The sequence below is a fragment of the Syntrophobotulus glycolicus DSM 8271 genome (genome assembly GCF_000190635.1).
GTDB classification, from domain to species: domain Bacteria; phylum Bacillota; class Desulfitobacteriia; order Desulfitobacteriales; family Syntrophobotulaceae; genus Syntrophobotulus; species Syntrophobotulus glycolicus.
The window spans coordinates 1149520-1161047 of sequence record NC_015172.1 but is presented as its reverse complement, the minus strand read 5'-3'; the positions used below and the strand labels follow the sequence as shown (position 1 = coordinate 1161047).

At 43.0% G+C, this 11528-nt stretch carries 15 protein-coding genes; 2 read left to right on the top strand and 13 right to left on the bottom strand.

Going from position 1 to position 11528, the window contains the following annotated elements:
- Nucleotides 1-156: 156 nt before the first annotated feature.
- The 11 genes from SGLY_RS05885 to SGLY_RS05835 all read right to left on the bottom strand — a co-directional run bounded on the left by SGLY_RS05885 (nt 157) and on the right by SGLY_RS05835 (nt 7555).
- Nucleotides 157-1032: a prenyltransferase/squalene oxidase repeat-containing protein gene (locus SGLY_RS05885; RefSeq protein WP_013624360.1), complete on the bottom strand. Its 876-nt coding sequence runs from the start codon at nt 1030-1032 to the stop codon at nt 157-159.
- Nucleotides 1033-1037: 5 nt separating this feature from the next.
- On the bottom strand, nt 1038-1364 hold the full coding sequence (locus SGLY_RS05880; RefSeq protein WP_013624359.1) for a TfoX/Sxy family protein: 327 nt from the start codon (nt 1362-1364) through the stop codon (nt 1038-1040).
- Nucleotides 1365-1503: 139 nt separating this feature from the next.
- Complete coding sequence (gene ppnP, locus SGLY_RS05875; protein ID WP_013624358.1) at nt 1504-1824, bottom strand: pyrimidine/purine nucleoside phosphorylase; 321 nt, start codon at nt 1822-1824, stop codon at nt 1504-1506.
- Between the two features lie 206 nt (nt 1825-2030).
- Nucleotides 2031-2702 (bottom strand): DUF1697 domain-containing protein, encoded by a 672-nt coding sequence (locus SGLY_RS05870; protein WP_013624357.1) that lies wholly within the window; start codon nt 2700-2702, stop codon nt 2031-2033.
- A gap of 121 nt (nt 2703-2823) precedes the next feature.
- A complete protein-coding gene (locus tag SGLY_RS05865) occupies nt 2824-3435 on the bottom strand; it encodes an RloB domain-containing protein (RefSeq protein ID WP_013624356.1) in 612 nt (203 codons plus the stop codon).
- Entirely contained in the window at nt 3435-4736 is a 1302-nt protein-coding gene (locus SGLY_RS05860; protein WP_013624355.1) for an AAA family ATPase, read from the bottom strand. Before SGLY_RS05860 ends, SGLY_RS05865 begins: the two co-directional genes overlap by 1 nt.
- Before the next feature lie 103 nt (nt 4737-4839).
- Complete coding sequence (locus tag SGLY_RS05855) at nt 4840-5028, bottom strand: ATP-binding cassette domain-containing protein (RefSeq protein WP_013624354.1); 189 nt, start codon at nt 5026-5028, stop codon at nt 4840-4842.
- 18 nt (nt 5029-5046) lie between these two features.
- The gene (locus SGLY_RS05850) at nt 5047-5376 is read right to left on the bottom strand and encodes a zf-HC2 domain-containing protein (RefSeq protein ID WP_013624353.1); all 330 of its coding nucleotides are present in this window, start codon (nt 5374-5376) and stop codon (nt 5047-5049) included.
- On the bottom strand, nt 5373-5855 hold the full coding sequence (locus SGLY_RS05845) for an RNA polymerase sigma factor (RefSeq protein ID WP_013624352.1): 483 nt from the start codon (nt 5853-5855) through the stop codon (nt 5373-5375). Before SGLY_RS05845 ends, SGLY_RS05850 begins: the two co-directional genes overlap by 4 nt.
- Before the next feature lie 436 nt (nt 5856-6291).
- A complete protein-coding gene (locus SGLY_RS05840; protein ID WP_041444687.1) occupies nt 6292-6600 on the bottom strand; it encodes a hypothetical protein in 309 nt (102 codons plus the stop codon).
- 73 nt (nt 6601-6673) lie between these two features.
- A complete protein-coding gene (locus SGLY_RS05835; protein ID WP_013624351.1) occupies nt 6674-7555 on the bottom strand; it encodes a DegV family protein in 882 nt (293 codons plus the stop codon).
- 194 nt (nt 7556-7749) lie between these two features.
- Between SGLY_RS05835 and SGLY_RS05830 the strand changes: the two genes are divergently transcribed.
- Entirely contained in the window at nt 7750-8508 is a 759-nt protein-coding gene (locus tag SGLY_RS05830) for a hypothetical protein (RefSeq protein WP_013624350.1), read from the top strand.
- Nucleotides 8509-8612: 104 nt separating this feature from the next.
- On the opposite strand, the gene fabF is transcribed toward SGLY_RS05830, so the two are convergent.
- Both fabF and SGLY_RS05820 read right to left on the bottom strand, forming a co-directional pair.
- A complete protein-coding gene (gene fabF, locus SGLY_RS05825) occupies nt 8613-9848 on the bottom strand; it encodes a beta-ketoacyl-ACP synthase II (RefSeq protein WP_013624349.1) in 1236 nt (411 codons plus the stop codon).
- Nucleotide 9849: 1 nt separating this feature from the next.
- Nucleotides 9850-10416, bottom strand: a complete 567-nt coding sequence (locus SGLY_RS05820) for a TetR/AcrR family transcriptional regulator (protein ID WP_013624348.1) — start codon at nt 10414-10416, stop codon at nt 9850-9852.
- A 274-nt stretch (nt 10417-10690) separates the two neighbouring features.
- Between SGLY_RS05820 and SGLY_RS05815 the strand changes: the two genes are divergently transcribed.
- The gene (locus SGLY_RS05815) at nt 10691-11332 is read left to right on the top strand and encodes a hypothetical protein (protein WP_013624347.1); all 642 of its coding nucleotides are present in this window, start codon (nt 10691-10693) and stop codon (nt 11330-11332) included.
- Nucleotides 11333-11528 lie beyond the last annotated feature (196 nt).

Below are 11528 nucleotides of genomic sequence, written 5' to 3'. Positions count from 1 at the left end.
TATCCGGCGCGCTTCCCTATTCAAAACCGGAAAACGGAAGCAGAGCAAATCCAGGTGATATGGCAGCACGCCAAGGGCTGATGAATCGTATCGCCGCCAGACAGGTGGTTCTGGATACCGGTCAGACCTGGGAAGAGTGAATGTCCGCGCATTGGATCATTCAGGGTTTTCCTCTCTTCCTTCTGCAGCAGAAGAGTGTGGACAGCCAAGGTTTTTTAGGATCTCCTGATAGCGTTTTGTTGCCAGTATACTGGGTTCGCCCAGCTTGCAGAAGGAAAGACCGGCCAGCTTCCGGTTGACGCGCTCAACCACAATCTGCCCGGCGGTCATTTTTGATTCCAGCGTTTTCCAAGCGTCAAGGAACCGGCTATCCTTCTTGGCCGTATTGTAAAATGATAAAACATACACATAGATAAAAAGATTATAATTGCTGAAAGGATATTCGACCTGCATAAACAGCGTGCCTATGCCATAATGGCACGGCCCGATTGGTTTTCGGATCGTCCAGTGCTCAAGCAGGAAGTCCACCGCCCTGTCAAGCGCCGGTTCTTTGTTGAGATAGTCGCTGAAGCGAAACGCATTCAGAACAATGAGGGTTGGGAAGGGGTTCGAATACTCTGTTTCCGGACCTCGGCCAAAGCTGAATTTATTGCACCGCCAGCCGCCGTCCGCATACTGAATTTCCAATAGGTGACGGTAAGTTTTCTGCAGTCTGGGGTCAGAAGCATAGCCCATGTGGCAAAGTGCATTGGCCGCATGCGCGGTTTGACAGGGATAAATACCACCCTTCGGGTACACCTTGAAACGACCGTCCTCCTGCCAGGTACTGAAAATCAAATCAGAGATTTCTTTCATCAGAGGTTCTCCCGGCTCCATCCCCAATTCCAGCAAGAGAAGCGCGCTCCCCAGCGTTGAGAAAGGGGAGCCTTTCAGAATCCGCCTGTCCGGTGTGGTCCAAAGGTCGCCCCCATTATCCTGTCTATGGGACAATATCTCTTCAACATCCGATAAGTATTGCTTTTGAACCGCCATCTCTTTCACCTCCGCAGGCTGTTCTTCCTGGGTTTTGGAATGGGAATAACCGGCTCCAGTAACGCCGCCACTTCTTTACTGAATTCAGAATTGTCTATGTCTAGGATATAATGTTCCTTTGCTCCGCCATAAGGAAAGCCCTTCTCTGCGTCTCTCATCTTTTCCCGGATACAGTCAAGCATTTTGACAAAAACCGTATTATCGCAGACGAGAAGTATCGGTTTCTCATTCACATAAACCATATACTCTCCAAACATTTTTTGATATCGAACAGCACCGACACCGGTGATCTGCTCACAAACATATTCGATAAAATCTGCCGTTGTTGCCATCCCGTCCCCGCCCCTTTCTTCACCCTGCTGTTTGGGATACATCCCAGATTGAGTATCCTCTCCCCTCCGTGAGAAGGGAAAAAAGATGTCACAAGGTAATGGCGTCCTTCCCTGCGGCAATGTTCCCATTCCGCAAAGCTTATCCCTCTTTGAGATATGAGCAGCAATAGTCCGCGGCCTGATCAACGGAAACCTGGAAAACACTGTTGGCCGGCACCTCGAAGCTTTGTCCGGCCGCATACGGTGTCCAAGTCTCGCTTCCCGGCAGCAAGACCTTGATGACACCCGCCAGGACTTCCATGATCTCCCGATCTCCGGTTCCGAACTCATATGTACCCGGGAGGATGATCCCCAGAGTTTTTCTTGTCCCATCCGCCAGTATAATGGTCCGGCTGGTCACATTCCCTTCAAAATACACATTTGCTTTTTTGATCACGGTTACCTTTTCAAACCTGTCCATACTTTAACCTCCATATTGTTTGCTTTCGTCTTTTCCCTGCGATCCTTTTCCGTTCGTCTTTTGGGCGATTCTGAATCCCAGGCTTTATGCTTCTCATTTCAGAGCAAGCAGTCTGCTCCTTTGACCTCGCTCCTGCCTAAGCAATGAAGCGTTTGAATAGCCGACAGCCTTACCGGTAAAATCGGCGATAACAGGATGAAGATTGTTTACACGGTACAGCTCACCGGGATGCCTGCCATCATCTGATATAGCTTGCAAACACTTTTCCAATTTCGTCCCGTAGCCATGTCAAAGGTCTTGGACATGCGAACAGCCAGCTTCGATTTTCGTACGCTTTGATGGCAAAGAAGATACAGTTCCCTTTTTCCGGCGCTCAGCCGGTCAGGGCCGTCATCGCCTTCGCAGATGAGGTCAATCCTGATCTGTTCCGGGGGACTATCTAAAAAATAGACGTATAGGTGTTCCACTTGAGAGTCGGCTGCTTCGGCCGCAGCGATCTCATCTCGCGTAAACGGAAGCTGCCCGATAAGAGCCCGCATCTCCTCAATATTCCTGATTATCACACCGCTTTCAAATCCAAACCGCCCGATAAACCCATCGTGAATCTTATCCTGTAAAGCAGTCTCGTCAAGGTCAGACTCCAAAACCGCATTGCCGCTTTGAATATAGGTTTGAACATTTTGCAATTCCAGTCCAAGCAAAAATTGTTTCAAGTCGTTCATTTTTACAATATTTTTGCCGCCGGCATTGATTCCCCGAAATAACACCGCATATTTCCGTCGTTTGTCTTCCATATCAAAGTTCTCGCTTTCTCTGTGCCCGCTGCTCTTTACAATCGCAATTTCATTGCGGTCCGACGTTATTTTCTTTATCTTCATCCCAAAGCTTTTCTCCTCATCTACTACACTTTTAAGCATAACATAATCTATTGAGGTTAAAAATTCTGGACTGGGAACAGTTGTGGTGAAATAGAACCAATTCTATACTGCTGATATGTTTCTACAATTCGCCACAATCCCTTAAGACAATCTTCAAAAACTCATGAAGAGAGAAGTCCGGATTGCCATAGCAGGTGACAGTACTTACCATAAAGCAGTCCGATTCTAATTTTCCAGCCCGGATTTGATCTGCACGTCTGATTGCATTTCTTACATCCTCAAGGGTGATTTGCTTCAGTATCCTTTCAAGATTAGTCTTTTCTTTTATGTCAGCTTCTTGATTAAATCCATAGATTCTTCGTACATCAGCTATATAAGCATCATTTGCGGCAACCGGCCTGTTGAAATCCTCCTTATGAAGAATAAACCACAAATCTATGTTTGCATTGCTGTATGCGTGATAAACATTTTTCCCGTTTTTTCTCCGGCTTTTTCGCTGAAGCTGTTCACAAATATTTATGTTATGACGAAACTCCGTGTCCTTGAAATCATAATCGAACAGAGCGGCATTATCATACTCCGTGTAATTCTTTTTCAACTTTTCGGGTAAACCGCAGGCTGTGTTGAACGTCACAACACGTTCGGGGAATTTTTTCAAAAGAAATGCCACACGCTTTAAATACATTTCTTCCTGTTGCCCTTCACAAACGCAGAAGTAAGTTTTACGATACATTATCCTTCCTCCTCTGCTTCTCCGGTGAAAAGTTTGGAAAAATCAATATACGGAAGTGTACCATATTTTCCTTTAAAATAGTTTAACAGATAGTTTTGGTCATTCCTAACATCCGTGGAACCGAAATCGGCAAGTGAATAAATGGTGCTTTCAAAGGTGTCCTTATCCCTTTCGACAAATTTGATTTGATCACGCCGGAATATCTTGTTGCTCAGATAAATCGGGTTATGGGTAGTAAAGATAAGCTGCGCCCCTTTTTTATTCACCGCCTGATCATTGAACAGAGCTATGATGCCTTTAATCAATTCGGGATGAATTGCCGCATCAAATTCGTCCAGTACAAAAACGCCTCCCTTGGCGAAAAAGGTTTCAAAGGGAATCGCAAAATCCAGAAGCTTCAAGGTCCCTCTCGATTCCATCAATTCCGCAGAAACCATCATATCCCGCTTACTGGACTTGTAGATCGAGACAAGCTGCATATCGGCAGAATGCTCATCCTCCGATTTTTGGGATTTGAATAGGATTCTCTGAGGGCCGAAATCCGCGTTTTTTACAAAACCGTCAAGCGTTTTGTTCCACGCGAGAAAATCCTTATCCGGCATTTCGGCCGCAGAAAATGTAAGATTCGTTTTCTTCAGAGTAAAATCACTCACTACGATCAGCTTGTTTTTAAAAAAATCAATTACTTTATCGGCAATTTCGCTGCTGACAACCGTCTTAAACGCATGTGTTAAAAATAGCTCAGACGGGTCAAGGTTTTTATTGATTTTGTTTTCAAATTCCCCCAGAAGCTTTTCATCATACTGGATAAGGGAAAGAACCTTCTTATCCCGTTTGATCTCAACTCGCTGCCGGTCCCGTTCAAAAATCCGAATCATTCCCTTATTGCTGTTTATCCATAGCTGTTCCGATATAATCTGGCGTTTTTCCTTGTCAAACTGCTTGGTCATGACTTCAAAGGAATATAAAAAATGAGAACCTTCATTTGTAAACTCCACTTCAAACAACATGGGATTTTGTTCCGAATCATGGGCAAACGGGTATAATTCAAGATTGTTCAGATCCGAAGATGAAGCCTCCAGAGAACCTTGTAAGACGATCTCCCTCATCAGCGCCAGAGACATCATTATATTGGACTTTCCGCTGGCGTTTGCACCATATATAACGGCAGAGGGAAGAATACGCAGTCCGTTTTCTCGGATAAGATTTTCATCCAAAGTTCGCTGTGCTCCTGCTCTCATCTCCAATTGGGTCTTCCCCTTGAAGGAACGGAAGTTTTGAAATACATACTTTATCAGCATAAAGCATTCTCCTTAAGAATCACTATAATTTCCCAGTTCATCTTCTATATTATGCCCAATTTCCACATATAACACAAGGGTTTTGAGAAAAAATCTCAAACTATCAATAACAAAGATAATATTTTTGAATAAGTCCTGTCAGAATACGAAACAATGTCGTTTTCCCAGAGCCGTTTTTACCAACCAATCCGTAAATTTGGCCTTTCTGTATGTGAAGAGAAACATCCCGTAAAACGGGATTCCCGCTGTACTCTTTTCTGATCTGCTCTGCCGTTAACATGTAACCGCTCATCTGATTTCCTCCAATCCTTTAAGGTCTTGGCATGACTCTGAACCCCATAACGCTATAAAGAACAAGGGCCACCAGGGCAACGGTCACGCCGGTCAGTAAAATACCCTCCAGCAGCGATTTTATCCGTCCTTGCTTCCACCTCCTTGACAGTTTCTTTACCGCTTCCGCTTCGTTCAAATTCTGCTCCGCCTGATTAATGGGCAATTCATCCTCCATTGCCTGAAGCTCGGCTTTGCAGAGATCACAATAAGCAAGATGTTCCTCGACCATCGTCCTGCTGTCGTTGCTGCAAACCCCATCATGGTACAAGGGCAGCAAATCTTTGATGATTTCACAAGATATTTTCATTTCATTGCCTCCTGTAATTGTTTTTTGGCCCTGTAAAAAATCAGTCTTGCCCAGCTATCGGTTTTCCCGAACAGCTCGCCGATTTGAGAAAATGGCAGTTCTCCAAAAACCCGTAAGGTAAAGACTTCTTTATATGGCTCATTCAGCCTATGAAGTAAAACATGCAGTTGTCTTGCTGCTTCCTGATCAAAGAAGTGGTCCTCCAAACCTGATGTTATCGCCGGTAAATCTGCATCTAAATCCGGAACCGTCAGTTTTCGCTTCTTAGAAAGTGAGAAGTACGTGTTTTTTGCAATTTGACAAAGCCACACGGATAATTTGCAACTCCCATTGAACTGGTCGATCTGCCGCAGGGCTTTGAAAAAAGTTTCCTGTGTCACTTCTTCCGCAATGGCCTCACTGTGACACAGAATCAGCACATATTTATATACATCAGAAAAGTATTCTGAATAAATTTCTCCGAAATCCAAGTCTCTCACTTTCTCACCTCCTATAGATAAGACTCCCCTTGTGCCAAAACGTTTCAATTTTGCGGCAACAAAAATGGCACAAATCCTCTTTCCAGTAAGAATTCTATTGCGTGGTGTGCAAAAATTTAACTTATGCACGATTTTCTCAGGTCAAAAACCAATTTCCCTGCCAATTCTGTGCAAAAATTTAACTTGTGTGCAATAAATGGCAATGATTTACCGCATTACTTCGATTTTTGCACACTTGCCTGTAAACACGAAGCGGTTTTGCTTGTTCCGCCAGGTATTCCGGTCCTCTCTATTCCTCCCCATAATAAAAAAACGGCCGGTCAGGTCAGTGTCTAAACGCTTGTTGGAGCTAGCCACAAACCGCTGCCGTTTCGGACTTTTTTGTCTGAAGTCAGGATATGTTCGGAGGAACCTGGAGGAGAGCCGCCAAACGCTGCTATTCAGTCATAAACATCACTCCGAGGGTATTCGGTCCGCAATGGGAAGAAATTGTACAGCCGGCCCGGGCAACCAGAATTTCTTTAAAGTCGGCGTATCCGCTGATTGCCTCCCGCACCAAGCCGATATCGCCGGCGGATACCCCCGAGTGCACGATAAAGACCCTGTCCAATTTAAGATCCGGACGGTCACTGAGCTTATCCTTCGTATATTGCTTAAAAACCGAATCCAGCTTGCCCCGGTATTTCTTCTCCCCTAAAATGATGTGCAGAGGAATGAATCCCATAACGTTCTTGTAACCGTTCATCCAAATCACAAGTACTGTCGGCGCTCAGAATAATTCTGCCCATTTTATTTACTCCAATTTCCCAGATTGATTTCTACACAACCGGATTTTCCACAAAACCAATCCCGATGGCGCCCGGACCCGAATGTGCCCCTACCGTAATCCCCAGATCGCTTTGAAATATTTGACCGGGATCATTGGTTTTTTCTCTCAGATAATTGACCATATCCTCGGCATCTTCCGCGCAGTCCGCGTTTTGGATAATAATCAGGGTTTGATTAATATCCACAAACCGCGAAACCGCGATATCTATCATGGTTTTCAGGGAATGATTTCTTCCCCGCACTGTTTTAATCGGCCGAACAGCACCATCCACAAATTCACAGATTGGTTTCAGGTTGATCAGTTTCCCCAGGAAAGCGGCCGCTCCCCCGATTCGGCCTCCGGCCTTCATATAGGTTAAGCTGTCGACGACAAAAAGTGTGCTGATATTGGTGACCAGCTTTTGTATTGTTCTGACGATCTCCCCAAATCCCCTGTGATGATCAATCATTTTGGCTATCCCGATTTCCAGGGCGGCCTGCCCGCAGGCGCATGTATTGGAACTGATCACTTCCATGCGCACATCATCTTTTTCCTTTTCAAACATTTCCTTGGCTAAGAGAGCCGTTTGAAAGCTGGCGGACAATTTTTCGGAAATCGTCGTCACAATAAACTCTCTCAGACCCCTGGCATACTGCTGCTCAAACACCTTCAGCCAGTCATACACATTGGGGGCGGATGTCTGAGGAATCTTTTCCGGATATTCCCTCATATGCTGATAAAAATCCGCCCTTCCATAATCAACATTTTCGCAGTAATACTCAGGGTTATCGAATTTGAAATAGAACGGAACCTCGCTGATGTTGTACTCCTTGATCAAATCCCGCGGCAGGCTCCCTGAAGAATCAACGATTTGACAGATCGTTTTGTTCATGTCCAGGCCTCCATAGAAGAGAACGATTTGCAACATTTGAATGGTTCATGATTGCAGCTGCATATTGATGAGAATTCGTTAAGAATTCAAGGAAATCCTTTACGCGCAAAATTTTTTTGACCTCAGAGCAGTTTTCGATTACCATCATTACAGATACCCCTCAAGCCATATCGCTGGTTGGGAGATGAGGAACCATGAATCAATCCCCTTCTGAACATGACTTTAAACGGAACAAATCTATTTTTTATTCCTTAAATTTAATCGCATTTTTAGTTCTTGCTTATGTTTATCTCAGCACCTTATTTTTTAAGGTTCCGTTTTCCCAAGTATTGCCGGAGCTGATTGCGGGTTTGTCCCTTGTTCTGGTCCTATCGGCAATTTATACCCTCAAAGGGGCCTTTCATCAATTCTATAATCCCCGGAATCAAATGATCATCAATTTTACAGTCGGTTTATTTTTCGGTCTTTTTATCGGATATTTTATCCTTTATTATAGTAATCACAATGTTACTCCTTACATTGTTTTATTTACGTTCAAAGACTACCTTCATTTGATACTCTTAGCGCTTTACATCGGATTAAGCATTTGTGTGGGTTTATCCGTTTTCACCACGCTGTCCAAGAGTATTCACGAGAATTCCAGGAACATGCTTCAGACGATCCGGCAAAGACAATATCACCTGTTTGAACTCATCTATCTGGTGATTATCGCGATTAGTTTTATCGTTCTGCTCAATGAGTTTATACAGATTATTCCAACCCATCAGACCAAGTTATACGGGATGCTGCTTCTTTCTCCTACCCCATTTTCTCTGCTTGTCCTTCCTTTCACAATCCTGGAATACCGGAAAAGAAAACATTCATCGGCAAAAATCTGCTTATGTATCGGGATCCTGATGTTTTTCTGGCTTTGGTTTTTTCTGGATATCGGATATTTATTGTTTGGTCCTTGATTGATCGCAAGGGCCTAAAAATCAATTCGAGATTGCAAAGAGGACTGATCTCTCATTGCGCAAAGCTCATTGCCATGAAAAGCAGCACCTCAAAATTGTGATGTCTACTTGATCTGATATTTTTTGAAAAGCAAGGAAGCGTTATGTCCGCCAAAGCCAAAACCATTTGAGACAGCATAATTTACTTCATGTTTGATTGCCTTGTTTGGCACATAATCCAAATCGCAATCCTCATCTGGTACGGTCAAATTGATCGTCGGCGGTATCATGCCTTCCTTTAGAACCTTTAATGTGATAATAGCTTCTATTCCCCCGGCTGCACCAAATAAATGACCTGTCATGGACTTTGTCGCATTGATTTTAATCTGGTAAGCATCTTCTTTAAATACTGCTTTAATCGCCTTTGTTTCAGATTTATCTCCCTCCGCGGTACCTGTGGCATGTGCATTAATATAATCCACCTGTTTAGGGGTTATTCCTGCCATTTCGATGGCCAGTTTCATTGATCTTTCCGCTCCGTGATAATCGGGATTTGTAATATGACAGGCATCTGTCGTCGACCCGTATCCGACAATTTCTCCGAGTATCTCAGCTCCGCGATTTTGGGCATGCTCTAGCTCTTCCAGGAATAAAATTCCTGAGCCCTCGGACATCACAAAGCCATCCCGCAGCTTATCGAATGGACGGGATGCCTGTTGTGGATGCTCATTATTTGTAGACATTGCACGCATATTAGTAAATCCCGAAAATGCGAATGCATTAATCGATGCTTCAGCACCACCTGCGATTACTGCATCAGTATATCCATGCCTGATACTTAAGAACCCTTCCCCGATAGCCTGATTGGATGTCGCGCAAGCCGCTACCGGAGAAAAGCTAGGGCCTTTAAAGCCGGTCTTAATCGCGATAATGCCTGCGGCCATATTACTAATCATCATTGGCACCATAAAGGGAGAAACTCTTTTGTTTCCTCTGGCCATGAATTCTTCATGATTCTTAATCATGTTTTTTATGCCGCCAATACCTGATCCTACATAAATACCAACTCTATCTTGGTCAAAACTTGTTTCCTGCACATTTGCCATCTCCACTGCCTGCTTGGCCGCAGCATAGGCATATTGAACAAACAAATCATATTTGTTTAATTCTTTCCCGTTAAAATAATCTTTACCAGGGAAATCTTCAATATAACCGGCAATTCGCGAGGGGATCTCCGAAAAAGATGAATCTTGAATGCTCTTTATCCCACTCCTTCCGCCCAGAATATTATCCCAAAAAGGATTGATCTCATTTCCCAAAGAAGAAATTACTCCATATCCAGTAACCACAACTCTTTTCATTTTAATTTTTCTCCTCTTCATCCACAAAGGCATAGAATCGGTTTTTTACATCCTCTATGGCATTAATAAAGATTTTTTCCCCAAGAACTCTGCGGCATTGGAGGGCACCTTTTACACTCATTAGCGTTGACATCACAGTTTTATCCGCTCTGCTGCAAGGAGCATATTCTTTTACCAATCGTTCCAGCAGCTCTAGCTCACTCATGCTTAATTTTTCAATTTTTTCTCTCAGTCTGACCGACAAATTTTCATAATCAGCCTGCATACTCAATATAGGACAGATTTCATCCGGCGCAATTGTACTGATTCTGCTTTCAATAAAAAACCATGGATGTCCCTTGTGCTGTTTGATTTCATTCTGGCATTTCTCATAGCTTCTGATTAGTCCTGTTTGCAGCACATCACAGACCGCCAAACCCAAACCGTCTTTTTTTCCAAAGTGATAATGAACAGCGGCTTTTGTCATTTTCAACTCTTTGGAAATATCTTCATAACTAAAAGATGAAAAACTTCTGTGCTTTATCAGGCGCAACGCATGCCCGATAATCTCTTCTCTTTTCGTCGACATTATTCAAACCTCCCGGACAAACTTACCTACTAGTAAGTAAGTTTACAGCTATACTAACATACAATGTGGAGAAAGACAACAAGAAACTCTCCTTATCCTTTTAAAAAGCCTTGGGGGATTTGAGTTAGGATATTTTCCTCTAAATTCTTTATAAACCTTATTTTCACACTCCTGGGTCTTAAGTAAATAAGAAGGTTCTCTATTATCTTTATCTAGATATAACCTGTCTGATATAATGAAAATATGCACTTTTTATTTATAGGAGGTAATCATAATGGGTAAAGAGATAATGAAGCAGATAGATGTAGCTATAAAATCCATATGGCTTAATGAAATTCCTAAAGACTATGCAGGGAAATATCTGATGAAAGAAGATTCACTTAAAAGTGCATTTTATCATCATCTAAGGTCATCCTCACTTGCTGAAATTCTGGATGAGAACGACCTAAGGATTTTTACTGAATTTAATGACGCCGATATTAAAAAAAGTCGTTTCTGTGTGGATATGGCTATTGTCAAAGTCCCAAAACATTTCACGGGATATATGGGAGAAGCAATAAAAGAAGAAGATATTCTCGCTATTATTGAATTTAAGTATAAAGCCGCGCGACAAGCCGGTATTGACGCAGGCTTCTACGATGTAGAGAAACTCAAACATTTAATACAACAAGATAGATATCGTAACTGTCAGTATTATTTATGCGGCATTTATGAATCATGGTTTGATACTTCTGAACTTACTTTCCTCGGTAAAAAGCAAACGAACAATTGGGCTAACGGTTGCGTCACAGAACTTACCGCCTGTTACATAAATGGTTTCGAAGACTTAAGATTTTTTAACGTCTCGTATAATAATCTTAACCTGCGACTAAATAGGGACGCCAAAAACGCCACGTCCGCCGGGTTTGGAGTATAGCATTATGGGTACCGTGTTTGGAGTTCGATGTAAGAATTGTGATTATAAGTTCCACGTGGGTATTGAAACCGCGATATCGGAAAGTGGTTTTTAGAAGACATTTTCAAAAAAATTTTATTCTATTAGCATATCAAAAACAATGGAATCAAAAGGTTACCCGAAAACAAGGAACGATTTTCACTTTAACTCTCCCTGA